General features: G+C 58.7%; 15 protein-coding genes, 1 tRNA gene and 1 pseudogene. 5 read left to right on the plus strand and 12 right to left on the minus strand.

Annotation, left to right across the window (positions count from 1 at the left end; translation table 11 throughout):
• Positions 1-52 precede the first annotated feature (52 nt).
• The 6 genes from nuoK to NW833_RS02010 all read right to left on the minus strand — a co-directional run bounded on the left by nuoK (position 53) and on the right by NW833_RS02010 (position 3946).
• Entirely contained in the window at positions 53-358 is a 306-nt protein-coding gene (gene nuoK, locus NW833_RS01985; RefSeq protein ID WP_414394380.1) for an NADH-quinone oxidoreductase subunit NuoK, read from the minus strand.
• 45 nt (positions 359-403) lie between these two features.
• Positions 404-1012: an NADH-quinone oxidoreductase subunit J gene (locus NW833_RS01990; protein ID WP_414394032.1), complete on the minus strand. Its 609-nt coding sequence runs from the start codon at positions 1010-1012 to the stop codon at positions 404-406.
• A gap of 105 nt (positions 1013-1117) precedes the next feature.
• On the minus strand, positions 1118-1291 hold the full coding sequence (locus NW833_RS01995) for a hypothetical protein (RefSeq protein ID WP_414411369.1): 174 nt from the start codon (positions 1289-1291) through the stop codon (positions 1118-1120).
• Positions 1288-2448 (minus strand): TPM domain-containing protein, encoded by a 1161-nt coding sequence (locus tag NW833_RS02000; RefSeq protein WP_414411370.1) that lies wholly within the window; start codon positions 2446-2448, stop codon positions 1288-1290. Before NW833_RS02000 ends, NW833_RS01995 begins: the two co-directional genes overlap by 4 nt.
• A 282-nt stretch (positions 2449-2730) precedes the next feature.
• Positions 2731-3477, minus strand: a complete 747-nt coding sequence (locus NW833_RS02005) for a lipoyl protein ligase domain-containing protein (protein WP_414411371.1) — start codon at positions 3475-3477, stop codon at positions 2731-2733.
• A 1-nt stretch (position 3478) separates the two neighbouring features.
• The gene (locus NW833_RS02010; protein ID WP_414404909.1) at positions 3479-3946 is read right to left on the minus strand and encodes a YbjN domain-containing protein; all 468 of its coding nucleotides are present in this window, start codon (positions 3944-3946) and stop codon (positions 3479-3481) included.
• Between the two features lie 115 nt (positions 3947-4061).
• Here NW833_RS02010 and NW833_RS02015 point away from each other — a divergent pair, with 115 nt between their 5' ends.
• The gene (locus NW833_RS02015) at positions 4062-4814 is read left to right on the plus strand and encodes a 5'-methylthioadenosine/adenosylhomocysteine nucleosidase (protein ID WP_414394027.1); all 753 of its coding nucleotides are present in this window, start codon (positions 4062-4064) and stop codon (positions 4812-4814) included.
• Between the two features lie 511 nt (positions 4815-5325).
• Here the strand turns inward: NW833_RS02015 and NW833_RS02020 are convergent.
• Positions 5326-5399 (minus strand) — tRNA-Pro (locus NW833_RS02020).
• A gap of 210 nt (positions 5400-5609) precedes the next feature.
• Between NW833_RS02020 and rpsB the strand changes: the two genes are divergently transcribed.
• From rpsB to queG, 4 genes and pseudogenes are all read left to right on the plus strand, one after another.
• The gene (gene rpsB, locus NW833_RS02025) at positions 5610-6401 is read left to right on the plus strand and encodes a 30S ribosomal protein S2 (protein WP_414411372.1); all 792 of its coding nucleotides are present in this window, start codon (positions 5610-5612) and stop codon (positions 6399-6401) included.
• Positions 6402-6710: 309 nt separating this feature from the next.
• A pseudogene (tsf, locus tag NW833_RS02030) lies at positions 6711-7376 on the plus strand (translation elongation factor Ts); the annotation flags it as partial.
• Between the two features lie 195 nt (positions 7377-7571).
• Positions 7572-8978: an amidohydrolase gene (locus tag NW833_RS02035; protein ID WP_414411373.1), complete on the plus strand. Its 1407-nt coding sequence runs from the start codon at positions 7572-7574 to the stop codon at positions 8976-8978.
• A 2-nt stretch (positions 8979-8980) separates the two neighbouring features.
• Complete coding sequence (queG, locus tag NW833_RS02040; protein WP_414411374.1) at positions 8981-10039, plus strand: tRNA epoxyqueuosine(34) reductase QueG; 1059 nt, start codon at positions 8981-8983, stop codon at positions 10037-10039.
• 110 nt (positions 10040-10149) lie between these two features.
• On the opposite strand, the gene dnaN is transcribed toward queG, so the two are convergent.
• The 5 genes from dnaN to NW833_RS02065 form a co-directional block, all read right to left on the minus strand.
• Positions 10150-11487 carry a DNA polymerase III subunit beta gene (dnaN, locus tag NW833_RS02045; protein WP_414411375.1) on the minus strand — a complete coding sequence of 446 codons (1338 nt, stop codon included), beginning with the start codon at positions 11485-11487 and terminating at the stop codon, positions 10150-10152.
• Between the two features lie 637 nt (positions 11488-12124).
• Positions 12125-13219, minus strand: coding sequence for a tRNA dihydrouridine synthase DusB (dusB, locus tag NW833_RS02050; RefSeq protein WP_414411376.1), 1095 nt, complete (start codon positions 13217-13219; stop codon positions 12125-12127).
• Positions 13220-13234: 15 nt separating this feature from the next.
• On the minus strand, positions 13235-13450 hold the full coding sequence (rpsR, locus tag NW833_RS02055) for a 30S ribosomal protein S18 (RefSeq protein WP_414394021.1): 216 nt from the start codon (positions 13448-13450) through the stop codon (positions 13235-13237).
• A 10-nt stretch (positions 13451-13460) separates the two neighbouring features.
• On the minus strand, positions 13461-13655 hold the full coding sequence (gene rpmG, locus NW833_RS02060) for a 50S ribosomal protein L33 (protein ID WP_414394020.1): 195 nt from the start codon (positions 13653-13655) through the stop codon (positions 13461-13463).
• An 85-nt stretch (positions 13656-13740) separates the two neighbouring features.
• A complete protein-coding gene (locus NW833_RS02065) occupies positions 13741-14583 on the minus strand; it encodes an RDD family protein (RefSeq protein WP_414411377.1) in 843 nt (280 codons plus the stop codon).
• Positions 14584-14606: the final 23 nt, after the last annotated feature.

The raw sequence follows: 14606 nt of genomic DNA on the forward strand, positions 1-14606 counted from the left end.
TTCAGTTGGCAAGGGCTAACGGTGGACGTCCTTCTGGTGCTAGCTTGATAGGCTACCACTTAAGCAGGTTAAATCTCTCCATATCAATGGTGGCGCGATTGCGGTAGATCCCGAGCACAATGGCTAAGCCTACAGCGGCCTCAGCAGCCGCCACGGTGATGACAAACACCGAGAACACCTGGCCGCGAATCAGAGCTGAATCGACAAAGTTGGAGAAGGCCATAAAGTTGAGGTTCACCGCATTGAGCATCAGCTCAATGGACATCAGCACCCGAATGGCATTGCGGCTAACGATCAACCCATAGATGCCAATGCAAAAGAGGATCGCTGCTACTACTAAGAAAAACTGCAGTTGCAACATCGCAAGAGACTCCGATGGGTAGAGAGGGGTATGAGACCAGCTCTAACGGGTGCTCACTAGCTCTGCTTGCCGTTCTGACTCCGATTCAAGCTGGGGCCGGGCCCGCTCCAGCAAGCTAAGATCCCCTTGTTGGGCTTGGGGAACGACAAACTCTCGACGCGCCAGCACAATGGCCCCGATCAACGCCATCAGCAGCAGAACGGAGGCCAGCTCAAACGGCAACAGATAATCGCTAAAGAAATGCCCCCCGATCACCATAGCGCTGCTTAGAGGCTGGATTGGCTGCAGAGGCCAAGGGGTGTTGAAGGCCATCACCGTAAGCAGGGCAAACAGACCCAAACACACTGCCGCTGTCACTCCGTTGCGCAGCCAGCCCAGCTTCAGAGGGGCAAAGGTGTAGCGCCGGTTCACCAGCATAATGGCAAACAGGATCAGTACGTTGACGGCGCCGACGTAGATCAAAACTTGGGCGGCAGCCACAAAATCGGCATTCAAGAGAAGGTACAGCCCGGCTATGCTCAGGAAAACGCCCCCCAAGAGAAAGCCGGAATAGACGATGTTAGGGGCCCAAACCACTCCCAGGGCAAAGCCAATGGCCATTGCCGAGAGCACCCCAAAGCTAACCAGTTGTACGCCTTCTGCAAGGGTCATGGGATCTTCTCTATTGCTGCTCCCTTACCACTGTACTGCCCTGGCGGACTGAGGAAAAGCCCAACTCCCTTGTTCAATCCATAGAGAAATCCCTAGAGTCAGGTCTCACCAACTGCCGCCTGCTCCGCCGCCGCTGCTGCTGCCGCCCCCGAAGTCTGAATCTCCACCTGAATCTCCACCGAAGTCTGAATCTGTGTCTGTGTCGCTGAGCTCGGGGATGACCACCTCTCGCTCGCTGCGGTACCCGCAGATAGGACAGCTCAGGATTTCCAGCTTCAAGCCGCTAGAGGAATAGGTGGCTTCCCTGAGAACCTGTGTGGTGAGGTCAAGGGTGAGAGCTTGACACCGGGGGCAATAGAGGTGGCGATAAAATGCATTCTCGCGAACAACCACAGCTGCCCCCTGACAGCTAGGGCAAAACCAGCCGTAGTAGCTGGCTCTGCCCCGGCTTTTGGCCAAGCGATCTCCCGGGGAGAGGCACGTATCGAGAACTTGCGCCTGGATGGGGCGCATGGGTCGACCGCAGCTTTGGCAGACCACGGGCTGAAAGGGGATCCGATCCCCCGCTTCTGGCACAGGGTGCCGTCGGTCACCACAGCCGCCAGGAGGGGCAGCGTCAGCACCAGCCAGTTGCCACTGGCCGACATCAGGAAGAGGCCAAGGCAAAGGGAGCCGGAATAGAGAAACAGTCGAATGGGATCGCTCTGGAGCGAAGAGAGAGCAGCCGCCTCTTGAGTTCGACGGGCCAGGGGGATAGCTCGTCTTGTCCCTCGCTCGGCCTTTAGGTAGACCGGCAAGCGGGAGCGCTGCCACCCCACCCCTAGGATGATGATCCCCAATAGCAGCAGGATCCCTTCCAGGGAGCTTTGGGCAACAGCCAGGGATCCCGCTCCAACCGCTTGAGGAACGGTTGCAGGGGAAAGAGAGGTGGAAGCCTGCTGCCCCTGCAGGGCTGAGGCCAACTGCCGTACTCCCGCTAGGGTGCCGCCGTCGAAGTCTCCGGCGCGAAACCTGGGCAGGATTTGCTGGTCGATAATCTGCTGAACCTGGCTGTCGGGGAGGAGGGTGGTCAAGCCTCTGCCTGTCTCAATCTCTATCCGCCGATCTCCTACCGAGACGAGGAACAACACGCCGTTGTTGCGGCCAGCCTTGCCAATGCCCCAGTAGTTGAATAGTTGCGTAGTGAACGCTTTCGGTGTGGCATATCCCTGGGTATTGGGTACCGTAACCACCGCCATCTCGGCACCGGTGCGCTGCTCAAGCTGGGTGATAAGGCGGTTCAGCTCGTTTTCAGTGCTACTGCTGAGGATATTGGCGGTGTCGGAAACCCATCCCCCATAGCGGCGAGGGTTGGGCACCTGTTGAAGGGTAATGGCCCAAGCGGGCTGCGGCAGTAGGAAAATGCCTAGCAAAACTGCCGCCCAAACTTTTGGCATGGCCTACCTGGCTCAGCGCTGCCTTGGTTTTAGCACAGCTATTGGGGATGGAGAGGGTAGCAGTCTCTTGCTGCTTTGCCTTTGGTGTTTGTCGACACAAAAAATAGCGCTGGGACGAGTCTTGGCTTTCCTCTTTTCGCAGGGGAAAGAGGCTAGAGCTCTAAGCAAGGGAAAATCTTCTTCGGTCTAGCTGCAAAGCCTTCCGGATTTTTCTGCACAACTCTTTTTCAGCAAGAGTCAAGCTATTTCTTGCTCCCTCGATGGTTGATTAGAAACCAGAAACTAAGCCAGCAGTGCGGGCCAGGCTTCTTCTTGCCATTCCACCTCAAAGCACTCCTGGGCCATGCGGAGAAAATGCTCAATCAACTCAGGGATCCCTGGCGCTGTTGGGCAAAGGTCGTACACGCCAATCACCTGCGAGCCGGGCAGGTACTGTTCCCAGAGCGCTAGATTGGGCCGCAACAGGAGGGATCCCTGTTGCAAGATCCCCCAAGGCTGCCACAGTTGGGCGTTGCCCATGAGCTTTTTGCCTCGCCAGCTCAAGTCAGCGCGGGTACGGGAGGCAAAGCAACTGATTTTATTGCGGTAGCCTGGATTTGGGGTTGGGCGGTTCTGACCATCCGTCCGGCTGGGAGCAGAAACAGGCGGATCCACTTCAACGCCCAGCGCGGCCAGCCCCTGAACCCAAAAGCGGCAGCAGAAGTCGTACACGCAGGCTCGCTGCAAACGGGGTAGGCGAGCTTGGAGGTAAGAGAGGGGCAGCACCAAGCTGTAGGTGAGCTCTGCCCCCTCTTCAGCCGCCTGATGCAACACTGCCCTTCCCCCCGTGGGCCGGCGCACCACTGGGATCCCTGGCGGGGGATCCCAAACCTGATGCCTGCCTAGAGAAAGGGTGAGCCGATCCCAGCCATAAAAGCGCAAGTAGGGCTTGGGGACGTGGCGCAGCCGCTGCAAAAGCCAAAAGTCCTGTTCCATTTGCCAGTTGCCATCGGCCACGCGATAGGGCAGCCAAGAGCCCTGGGATCCCATCTCAAGCAGGCGGAAACTCTGCTCGGAGCGGCTCGTCGTACTCGTCGGCCAGGCTGGCCACAATGGTAATGGCGCGGGAGATCTCGCCTGCGGTGATCCCTTCTAGGGTGCGGTAATGGTTTAACACCACCTGGTTGTTCCAGATGCAAAAGCGCGCTTCCAGAGTGTCGCTCCAGTTCTTCTCCAGCAGCTTCCGCATGAGCTTAGCCGGCTCCGCCACCGGCAGAGAGAGAACGGGAGACCACACCAACAGGGTATCTTCGGGGGATTCGCCGCTCAGGTGGACGAACACTTCCACGGTGCCGTAGGTGAATTTCCAGGTGTGCCCCTGCTCGTGGTTTTCGTAGGCGGCATCTTCTTTGAGGCTGGAAACCACTGCCGAGACTATTTCAACGTAGCGAGGGGGCTCTTCCACTAGTCCTGGAAAAACCTCTGAGGAACGTTCGATGAGCGGCTCGCTGTAGGCCATGGCCTTTTTCCCTACTCCCTGTCAACCACCTTAACTATACTCCCTAGGAGTCTGAGCTCCTAGCCGGATCCGGCTTGCGCCAGAATGGAGCTGCTTTGGGTTAACTGCAAGCGCCATGGCAACTGCATCTAGCCCATCCCAGAAAGCTATTGGTATTGTGGGGGCCTTGCCAGAAGAAGTGGCCATGCTCACCCAGGCCATGGAAACCCATTCCGTCCATACCTACTTGGGGCGGCAGTTCCATCAGGGATCCCTGGCTGGGCAGCCGGTGGTGGTGGTCCAAGGGGGGGTGGGCAAGGTGCGGGCGGCAACTACGGCAGCTCTGCTGGTGGCCCATTTCCCCATCGGGGGAATCATCTTTACCGGCGTGGCCGGCGCCTTGGCCGATCATCTCCAGATGGGAGATGTGGTGCTGGCCCATGCCGCCATCGAGCACGATTTTGGCACTGGCCGCCCAGAGGGCTTTGTCTTGGGGATCGACTTCATTCCCGAGTTGCGCCATCCTCTAGCTGAGGCCGATAGGGCCCTCTACGACCTGATTGTGCCTCAGCTGGAGCGGATCCCTCTCCACCCTCTGCAGGGACGGCAACCGGCCATCCACCAAGGTCTAGTAGCCACCGGCGATGTATTTGTGGCCGACGCCAACCTACGGCGCCAAATTCGCGAGCGCACCGGGGCCCTAGTGGTGGAGATGGAAGGAGCGGCAGTGGTGCGGGTGGCGCAAGAAGCTGGGATCCCTTGTCTGCTGGTGCGGTCGGTCAGCGATGTAGGAAGCGATACCGATTTCCTAACTTTTCTTCAGACAGCGGCTCTCAACTCGGCAGCGGTGGTTCACAGCGTTTTGCAAAGCTTGCCTCCTCCCCTCTGACTCCGGACAAAAGCGGACTTTTGCTCCAGAACGACCCGTAGCTAGCAGCAGAGCCCACCTTCACTACCCCACTAGTCCACAGGCGTCACTTCCCGTCGAGCTGACGAGAGTTGCTCCTTGCTCTTGATCGAGCACACAGGCTGAAGACGGAGCTAACTTTCGCCTAGGCAGAGTGCCTACCCGAAGAAATGGATCTGCTCGCCTACTAGCCTAGCTAATCCACGTGGAGGCAGAAGGTGCGTTGGCGAGGATGCACAGCGTGCCCCAAAGTGGCTTCCGGCCCGCTACGCGAACGGATGGAGTTCAAGTCGAGGACTAGAGGAAAGTCCTCATCAATCTAGCTGTAGGGAGGAAGCGCCGCCCGGCAACAGAGGTTACTAATCCTACTCCGGTGCAAGCGAGACGGAGTCCTCAACACCCCTGACCTTAGCCCTAGGGTAGCTTGCCGTAATCCTTACCCGGAAAAAAACCTTAGCCCCTGCCTTTAGACAGGGGCTTTCTCTAAGCTAAGTCGGAGCGAAAGGATTTGAACCTTCGACCCCCACTACCCCAAAGTGGTGCGCTACCAAGCTGCGCTACGCCCCGACGCACCTGTACCAGAGATTCCCTCTGGAGGTGCTCTACTAAGCTAGCACTAGAAACTGGATCTTGGCAAGAGCTCTACCCCGCCTGCCAAATCCTGCAAGGGACATGCTAGCCTGGTTAGGCTGTCAAAATCCCACACGCCTGAACCACCGGGTGCCCTTAACTGGGATCTGTTCAGGCGGAGGCTAACCCGTAGGAGATAACCGAACCATGAGCATTGTCACTTTGCCTCAACTGTTGGAGGCGGGGGTTCACTTCGGTCACAAGGCCAGCAGCTGGAACCCCAAGATGCGGCCCTACATTTTTGCTGAGCGCAACGGCATCCACATCATTGACTTGGTGCAGACAGCCCGCTACCTCAATGAAGCCTATGAATACGTGCGGGAGGGTGCTGAGAAAGGCTGGCGCTTTCTATTTGTCGGCACCAAGCGGCAAGCTGCTGGGATCATCGCCCACGAAGCCACCCGCTGTGGCAGCTACTACGTCAATCAGCGCTGGCTTGGGGGCATGCTCACCAACTGGGCCACGATGAGAACCCGTATTGATCGCCTCAAAGAAATCGAAGAGATGCAAAACAGTGGCCTGCTCGACCGCTTGCCCAAACAAGAAGCAGGCCGCCTAAGGCGTGAGTTGGCCAAGCTGGAGAAGTACCTAGGCGGCATCAAAAACATGCGCCGGCTCCCCGACGCTGTGATTATCGTCGATCAGCGGCGCGAAGCCAACGCCGTCCGAGAATGCATCAAGCTCAAGATCCCCATCATCTCCCTCCTAGATACCAACTGTGACCCTGATCTCAGCGACGTCTTCATCCCCGCTAATGACGATGCCATTCGAGCAATCAAGCTGATTGTAGGCAAGCTGGCCGATGCCATCTACGAGGGGCGGCATGGGCAGCTCGACACCGGCGAAGAGGAGGAGTACGACTACGAGGGGGCTGTGGATCTAGAAGAAGACATTCTGGAAGACCTGGGAGACGAAGGGGAGGCCGACGAGGGCGAGTAGCCCTAAAGGGATCCAGACCCCCCTGGCATTCCCTTGCCTCCTTTCTGCCCCATACCCTTGGGGAGCTAGGTTTAGAATTATTTCCCAGGGGAGCGGCTGACGAGCTTCGTACGGGGAGAGGGAACCCCTCCCGTGCTAGGCTACAAGAGCAAATAGCTAGCGGCGCGGCGTACTCTGGGCGGCTGCTTTTGTAACCCAGCCTGGAGGTCTATGGTTGGCTTGCCAACTGTAGGGCTGCTCAAAGCCCCTAGCTTTAGCCAGGGGCAGTTTACACCCCACCATATCCTTTACTTTAGCTGAGGAACTCTCATGAGCGACACCAAGACCAGTGTCAAAATCGATCCCCAACTTGTCAAAAAACTGCGCGAAGAAACAGGCGCAGGCATGATGGATTGCAAAAAGGCCCTGGAAGAAGCTGGCGGCGACAGGGAGAAGGCTATCGTCTTGCTGCGCCAGAGGGGCTTAGCAGGAGCAGCCAAGAAGGCTGGCCGCATTACCGCTGAGGGAGTTGTCGATAGCTACATCCACTTCGGCAACCGGATTGGCGTTTTGGTAGAGGTCAACTGCGAGACCGACTTTGTAGCCCGCAACGAAGAGTTTAGAAAGCTGGTTCAGGACATCGCTAAGCAAATTGCCGCCTGCCAAAACGTGGAGTACGTCAGCATTGACCAGATCCCTCCTGAAGTGGTGGAGCGGGAGAAGGCCATCGAGATGGGCAAAGAGGATCTGGCCAGCAAGCCCGAGCATGTGCGGGAAAAAATTATCCAAGGTCGCCTTGAAAAGCGCCTGAAAGAGCTATCTCTAATGGATCAGCCCTTCATCAAAGATCCCTCGATCACCGTAGAGGAATTGGTCAAGCAACACATCGCCAAGCTGGGAGAAAACATCCGGGTGCGGCGGTTTGCTCGCTTTGTCTTGGGAGAAGGAATTGAGAAAGAAAAGACGGATTTTGCCGCTGAGGTGGCTGCCCAGGCAGGTCTGAACCCGGCCGAGCCCCAGCCGACACCAGCGGAGGCAGCTCCTCCCGAGCTTGCTGCAGGGGCTGCTGAACCTACAGCCGCGGAGGGTAAGCCTGCTAAGAAGAGCTCTACCAAGAAGAAATAGCCTCAGCCCAACTTTAGCCGCTAACCTTGGCGCGCTGGGATCCGACGGCCTTTTCCTGTTCCCGCCATGAGCTACGTTTTGCGCAATGCGCTGATCCCCACTGCTAGCGGCTACGAGACGACAGATGTCCGCATTGAAGGGGAGCAAATCGCCGCTATCGGCAAGGGGTTGTTGGCAGGGGCGCCAGACAGCGTGGAACTGAACGCTGACAACAAGCTCCTGCTGCCGGGCTTTGTTAACGCCCACACCCACTCTTCCGAGCTGTGGCAGCGAGGGATCATCCCGCCCTACCCGCTGGAGCTTTGGCTAGCGCAACTGCACGAGTACGCGCCGCCGGATCCAGAAAAGATTTATCTCAGCGCCCTGGCGACGGCGGTGGAAACTCTGCTTAGCGGCGGCACGACTGTAGTGGATCACCTGATCCTCATTCCCGGCCAGGAGCTGGCCACTGTTGAGGCAGCCGTGCGGGCCTATCGGGAGGTCGGGATCCGCGCCTTCATTGGTCCGCTGCTTCAGGATCAGGCTCTCCCCGCTTGCCTGCCGGGTGGAGAAGGGGGGTCGGCAGCCTATCCCCTCTCTACCGCCGAGGTGTTGGCCATGCTGGAAGAGGCAATTCAAAAGTACCACCGGCCTGAGGAAGGCATCAGCCTAATGGTGGCCCCCACTGGCATTCAACTCTGCTCCGACCAGCTGTTCGAAGGCTGTGCTGAGCTCAGCCAGAAGTACAACCTGCCTCGCCACGCCCACCTCTTAGAAACCCGCGCCCAGCAGCTGCTGGCTCAGGAAAAGTACGGCTGTAGTGCTGTGGAGCATCTGGAGCGCCTGGGCTACCTAGACCGAAAAACTTCCCTAGCCCACTGCGTTTGGCTGACTGCAAGCGATATCGAGATCTTGGCCCGCACAGGCTCGACGGTTGTTCACAACCCCTTGAGCAACCTGCGCCTGGGCAGTGGCATTGCCCCTATCTTGAAATACCGTCAAGCGGGGGTCAACGTGGCCTTTGGCTGCGATGGAGCGGCCAGTAACGACTCCCAGGATCTCCTAGAGGCGATCAAAATCGGCACCATCCTGCACAACGTCACCGATCCCGACTACCGGCACTGGATCTCCCCCCGCGAGAGCGTTGAAATGGCCTCCCGTGGTGGGGCCATCGGCCTGGGGCTGGGGGACAAGCTGGGATCTCTGGAAGTGGGCAAGCAGGCTGACCTGGTGCTCTATGATCTCACCCAACTGTCGCTGCTACCTCGCACGGATCCCATTGGGCTACTGGTGCTGGGCCGGCCCACTCAAGCAGTCCACAGCGTCTGGATCAGGGGAAAACAAGTGGTGGCCGATGGCGAAGTAACGACGGTGGATGTAGCCAAGCTGCGGCAGGAGCTATTTCGACACAGCTCCTGGGATCCCTTCCGCCGCTCTCAGCAGGCAGCCCAGCTGGAGGCCCGCTACCGTCAGGTGATGGGTTTGCCGGGGTAGTCATGGCGGGGATCCCTGGGGAGTCAGAGATGGACTGGGCCAAAGCCACCGAGCAGGTGAAGCAACAGGCGCGGGCGCTGGGCTTTGACAAAGTCGGCATTGCCAGCGCGGCAAACCCTCCTGATTGGGCAGGTCTACGGGCCTGGCTGGCTGCCGGTATGGCTGCCGACATGGCCTGGATGGCGGATCCGCGGCGCCAGAATCTGGAGCTGGTGCTGCCGGGGGTACAATCCCTAATCTGTGTGGCCCTCAATTACTACACTCCCACCCCCCACAGCCGGGATCCGGCCAAAGGCAAGATCTCCCGCTACGCCTGGGGGCGAGATTATCACCGCGTGCTGGGACGGCGACTCAAACAGCTCCACCTTTGGATGCAAGCTCAATTTCCCAATTACCAGGGTCGCTTCTACGTAGACACTGGCCCGGTGGCAGAAAAGCCCTGGGCCATGCAGGCGGGCTTGGGTTGGATTGGCAAAAACAGCCTCCTGCTTACCCGCGAGTACGGCTCTTGGGTGTTTCTGGGAGTGATCCTGACCACTCTCAAGCTGGTTCCCGACCGTCCCCATACTGCCCACTGTGGCACCTGCACCCGCTGTCTGGAGGCCTGCCCCACCCAGGCCATCGTCAGTCCAGGGGTAGTGGATTCGCGCCGCTGCATTGCCTACCACACCCTGGAAAGCCACGCCGAGCGGATCCCTGCTGAGATTGCCCAGAACCTGCACAACTGGGTGGCCGGCTGCGACATCTGCCAGGAGGTTTGTCCTTGGAACCAGCGCTTTGCTCGGCCCAGTCCCCTTCCCGACTTTCAGCCTTACCCTTGGAATGTTGCCCCCGATCTCCAAGAACTGGCCCGGATCGGCGATGAGGAGTTCGACCGCCGGTTTCCCGCCTCTGCCTTGCGCCGGCTCAAGGCCCACCGACTGCGCCGCAACGCCCAAGCTGCCCTCCACGGAGATGCCGATTCGGCAGTAGGTGAGCCGGGATTAGATCGCCATCGAGTGGAGCCTCTAGAGCAGCCAGCGCAGCTCCCCAGCGCTACACTCTCAGGCCGCTCAGAGTAATGGACGAAGGTGATGGCTCATGTGCCCCTGAACTATGGACCAAGCCCGCCAGGTGGCCAACCAAGCGCCTCTCAGCCTGCTGAATGGCACTCTTCCAACCGCGAAACGCGCTAGGTTGCCCGCAGTTGTACTGGCATGACCAAATAGCAGAGGCGCATCGCCCCGATTGGCTTCCAAACGGCTGGCTGCGTGGCTCCGTTGAGCTCCAGGCTCACCTGCTGCGTGTGGAACACCTTGAGAGCCTCCAGCAGGTAGCGGACATTGAAGGCCACCTCGAGATCAGGGCCGGACATCTGTGCTGGCAGCAATTCCTCGCCACTGCCTACGTCGGGTGCCTCGGTGCTAATGCGTAGGGTTTGGGTTGCCGCAGAGAGACTGAGCTTGACGATGTCGTTCCGCCGGGCAGCAAACACCCCCACCCGCTCTAGGGACTCCACCAGGGGCCGACGCTCTAAGGTTACGTGTCGCTCAAACTGCTTGGGCAGCAGACGGTTGTAGTCGGGGTACTGGCCCTCCAAAAGGCGGCTGGTGATCCGCTGCTGGCACTGAGCGCTGCTGGCGCCAGGGGGCAGAACAAATTGCACCTGCGACCGGTCAAACCGCAACTCCACCCTGGAGGCAACCGTTTGGGAGCCGAGGATGCGCTCCACCTCCCGCAGAGTTCGAGCAGGAATGGTGAAGTCAGGTCCTCCCCTGGATACCTCGACCGGGATTCCCTCAACTTCCACTTGGGCTATGGCCAGCCGATGTCCATCGGTAGCTGCAAACTCTAGCTGTGGCGGATCCCCTGGCACGAGCTTGACATGCACCCCTGTGAGCACCTGCTTGGTCTCGTCACTAGAGGCAGCAAAGAGGGTCTGGTCAATGCCCTGCAGTAGGCTCTCAATGGGCACCTCTAGAGCCTGCGCCGCGGGGTGTTCAAGGGACTCGCTCCCGCCGGGGCAAGCGGCAGCCACCTCGCTGGCAGCAGGGATCGCCACCTCCGGCAGGGTGGGGTACTCCTCTGCTGCAACACTGCGCAACTGGTACTGGCCAGCGGCTGAGGTGAGGAGGACACGCTCCTGAGCTTGGCTCAGGGTAACTGGGCCTCTAGGCAGACGGCTGACAATGTCGCCAAACAGCTTGGCTGGCAAAGCCAGGCGACCGGATGCCTTCACCTCCGCTTCAAACTCGCTGCGAATGCCTAAGCTGAGGTCAAAGCCAGTCAGCGCCACACGCTGCGTTTCTGCACTGGCTTCTACCAGCACGTTGGCCAGAATCGGCAGGGCGGGGCGGCTGGCAACCGCTCGCCCAACTGTTGCCAGGTGCTGGCTGAGCTCGGCTTGCTCACAGGTAAAGCAAAGGCTGCCGCTAGGACTCCCTCCCGCTTGGGGGAAGGGCTGGCCCATAGCGTCGTCAACGCCGTGGAGATCTCCAGACCTGCCGTCGCGCGGGGCAGACGCGAACATGGCAGCCCTGGATTCTCCCTCCACAGGACGCTGAGCTTGCACCATTGCGGGACTTGCGAGCTGAGTATGCCAATCCTAGCACCCACTCGCCCCAGGCGATCCCTTAGCTTGCACTCTCGCGCGCGAGGAAGATTACAAACCACGATCCCTACCCAATTTAAATTTTTAACTAGTAGTAGTAGGGCCTGTGGAAATTGTGGAAATTGATTGCCCGACGATTAGCAAAGCCTTACGCCGCAAGCCTTTGAGCTTATTCCCTGCCTGTGGAAAATCTGTGGATAACTTGGGGGTCTTTTCCACAGGGTATTTATACCTTGTGGATAACCTGGGGTCTTTTTCCACAGGTTTTCCACAGTTTTCCAAAGTTTTCCACAAGTTTTCCACAGGCTGGCAAGGCGGGAGCTTGAAAAGTTTACAAAACTTAATGCTCTGCTCCTTGGGGATCCTCTAGGCTGGGAAGCCGTAGCCTCAGGAGGGATCCCATCCAGGTTAGGGGCGACCTGGCAGGGATTGGCTAGGGGCTTTTTGGGAAAGCAGAAGATAGATTGGTAGCCTGCTCCCTTCAAGCAGCTAGGAGAGGTGGCTTGCGGGCAGCTAAGCTACCTCAGTACAGAGTGCTAAGGAAGGGGAAGGGTGGCTAAGCCAGAAGAGCTTCCTTGGTGGCAGCGTGTTCTCTCTCAAGAGCCTCACCCATTTCCTCATCCTCAGGCTCCGGAGCGGCATCTTGGCAATGCTTCATGGCCTGCAGCAGCAGCGCTTCTCCCTCTTGCAGCGTCTCGATGCGGCAGAGAAGGGCGCGAAAGTGAGAGGCGCCGGCAAAGCCTTTGACATACCAGGTCATGTGCTTGCGGGCCTGCCGGATCCCACGCTCCCCCTTGTATTCCCAAAGCCCTCGCAGATGCTCCAAGGCTACTTGAATTCGCTCTAAGGGAGTAGCAGGCGGTCTCTCTTGCCCGGTCTTAAGGAAGTGATCGATCTCTCCCACGAGGAAGGGGTAGCCCATTGTGCCGCGGGAACACATCACCCCGTCAGCGCCGGTTTCTTCGAGACACTTCACGGCTGCAGCGGTGGAGAAGATGTCTCCATTGGCAATGACCGGGATGCGCAGACGTTCCTTAACGCGGCGGATCCACTCCCAGCGGGCTCTGCCGCTGAAGCCCTGGGCACGTGTCCGAGCGTGTACAGTAATAAGTTGGGCTCCTGCCTCCTGAAGGCGGTAGGCAAAATCCAAAATGTTAATCTCCTCGTCCGACCAGCCCAAGCGCGTTTTTACGGTAACGGGCACCTCTACTGCCTTGGCCACTGTCTCAACAATTTTTGCAGCGGTGTCTGGATCTCGCAGCAGGGAGGAGCCCCCACCGTTTCTGGTAATCTTATTTACCGGGCAGCCCATGTTGATATCCACCAGGGTTGCCCCTTCGTCCACAGCCATGCGAGCGGCTTCAGCTAGGAAATGGGGCCGGCAGTCAAACAACTGAATGCCAATGGGCTGCTCCCCCTCCCCCACCTCCATAACGCGGGGCAACTCGCGGGCATAGTGCAAGCCGATGGCACTGACCATCTCCGTGTAAACCATGCTTTGAGGGGCAAAACGGCGGACTAGCCGCCGGAAGACCATGTCGGTTACCCCTGATAGCGGTGCCTGAAAAACCCGACTGAAGATCTTCACTCCCCCAACCTCTAGGGGTTGGGCCATTCGGGCTTGCAACTGCGGTGAAAGCTGTAGGCTCATTAGAAGCCGACGCAACTACCCTTCTTTGTTGACAAAGTAAAGAAGGCCCAGGATGCGCGCCTGTTTGATGGCTTTGGAGACTTGCCGCTGCTGCTTGGCGGTTAGCCCCGTAATGCGGCGAGGCAGGATTTTGCCGCGCTCGGTTACGAACTTCTTGAGCAGCTCAACGTCAGTGTATCTAATGGGTTCTCCCGGCTTGATGGGAGACAAGCGACGGCGAACGTAAACCATAGCTCCAGAACTACTTGATCTCCTTGTGAAGAGTATGGCGGTTACACTTGGGACAGTATTTTCTCAGTTCCAAGCGACCGGGGGTGTTGCGGCGGTTTTTGGTAGTGGTGTAGCGGTTCACACCTGGAGAACGCTTGTTAACGTTGGTGCGGCACTCCGTACACTCCAGCGTAACGATGATGCGAGCGCCTTTTCCCTTGGCCATGGTGAATTCCTCTGCGGAGAGAGTACTAGGCTACCTCTCCAACCTCAACAGCCATGGTTGGAGAAGGGCTTGCGTGTAAGCGCAACTACCAATTATCCAACTTTTCTTTGAGGGAAGCAAGCCAGCTTTTAACTTGCTTGCTGGTCTGCTGGCGAAGGCTGCGGGTGTTGCGGCCAACATCCTGACGTAGGCGCCCTAGCTGGCTGGAGAGACCCCGTACTGCCTCGTTGCGCTGGGCTTTGCGCAGAAGATCCCGTGCAGCCAGTTTAACGTCCTCAGTAGCTTCTCCCTCGAGGATTTCTTGGAGCAGCCGCAGGACTTTTTCATCCAGGTGGTAGCCCTGCTCGGATTCCACCACTAGGGTGCGCCCGGCGCGGTCGTGGATGCTCTGGCGCTTTTCCTTGTCGAAGAAGGCAAACAGTCCGTCGGCAGCCAGCGGCACCAGCAGAGCTGCCGTGAGGATAAACAGCGAGAGCACTCCCTCGCGGGCCAAGGAGCGAACTAGGTGAGGTGAGGCCTCGGTTTCCGGATCCAGGGTTTTGAGGTTCAGCAGCCATTTGCCCAAGCTCTGGCCAGCGGGTCGAGATTGGAAGTAGCCGCGGTTCACCAGCCAAGCGGCAAAAAAGGCAATGTAGCCGGTCATGTCCACGGCAGCCGCATCGGCTCCTACCAGAGAAGCCAAGCCCTGCGCCAGGTAGGAAACCCCCAGTCCCAGCCCAAAATCTAGAGCAAAGGCGCCGACCCGTTTGCCCCAGGGAGCCAGTTTGGGCAGGGTTGCCTCATCCTGGGGAACCCTAGCCGATTGCTCGGCCTGTACAGGAGGCAGGGAGGTTGCTGGGGGCAAGGCGCTAAAGGTTTGCCACTCGCTGGCGCTTTGGTCCAGTTGTTCGGTTTTGGGCCGTTCGAAATAGGGTCTGGGATCCGTCATCGCTGGTTGGGACAGTTTTTACC

The organism is Synechococcus sp. O70.1 (genome assembly GCF_047462215.1).
Taxonomy (GTDB): Bacteria; Cyanobacteriota; Cyanobacteriia; order Thermostichales; family Thermostichaceae; genus Thermostichus.

Coding starts and splice junctions, on each gene's coding strand:
- NW833_RS02015 (WP_414394027.1), top strand. CDS start 4,062: ATGGCAACTGCATCTAGCCCATCCCAGAAAGCTATTGGTATTGTGGGG.
- dnaN (WP_414411375.1), bottom strand. CDS start 11,487: ATGTTCGCGTCTGCCCCGCGCGACGGCAGGTCTGGAGATCTCCACGGC.
- NW833_RS02035 (WP_414411373.1), top strand. CDS start 7,572: ATGAGCTACGTTTTGCGCAATGCGCTGATCCCCACTGCTAGCGGCTAC.
- rpsR (WP_414394021.1), bottom strand. CDS start 13,450: ATGGTTTACGTTCGCCGTCGCTTGTCTCCCATCAAGCCGGGAGAACCC.
- NW833_RS02065 (WP_414411377.1), bottom strand. CDS start 14,583: ATGACGGATCCCAGACCCTATTTCGAACGGCCCAAAACCGAACAACTG.
- NW833_RS01990 (WP_414394032.1), bottom strand. CDS start 1,012: ATGACCCTTGCAGAAGGCGTACAACTGGTTAGCTTTGGGGTGCTCTCG.
- rpsB (WP_414411372.1), top strand. CDS start 5,610: ATGAGCATTGTCACTTTGCCTCAACTGTTGGAGGCGGGGGTTCACTTC.
- NW833_RS02000 (WP_414411370.1), bottom strand. CDS start 2,448: ATGCCAAAAGTTTGGGCGGCAGTTTTGCTAGGCATTTTCCTACTGCCG.
- queG (WP_414411374.1), top strand. CDS start 8,981: ATGGCGGGGATCCCTGGGGAGTCAGAGATGGACTGGGCCAAAGCCACC.
- rpmG (WP_414394020.1), bottom strand. CDS start 13,655: ATGGCCAAGGGAAAAGGCGCTCGCATCATCGTTACGCTGGAGTGTACG.
- NW833_RS02005 (WP_414411371.1), bottom strand. CDS start 3,477: ATGGGATCCCAGGGCTCTTGGCTGCCCTATCGCGTGGCCGATGGCAAC.
- NW833_RS02010 (WP_414404909.1), bottom strand. CDS start 3,946: ATGGCCTACAGCGAGCCGCTCATCGAACGTTCCTCAGAGGTTTTTCCA.
- dusB (WP_414411376.1), bottom strand. CDS start 13,219: ATGAGCCTACAGCTTTCACCGCAGTTGCAAGCCCGAATGGCCCAACCC.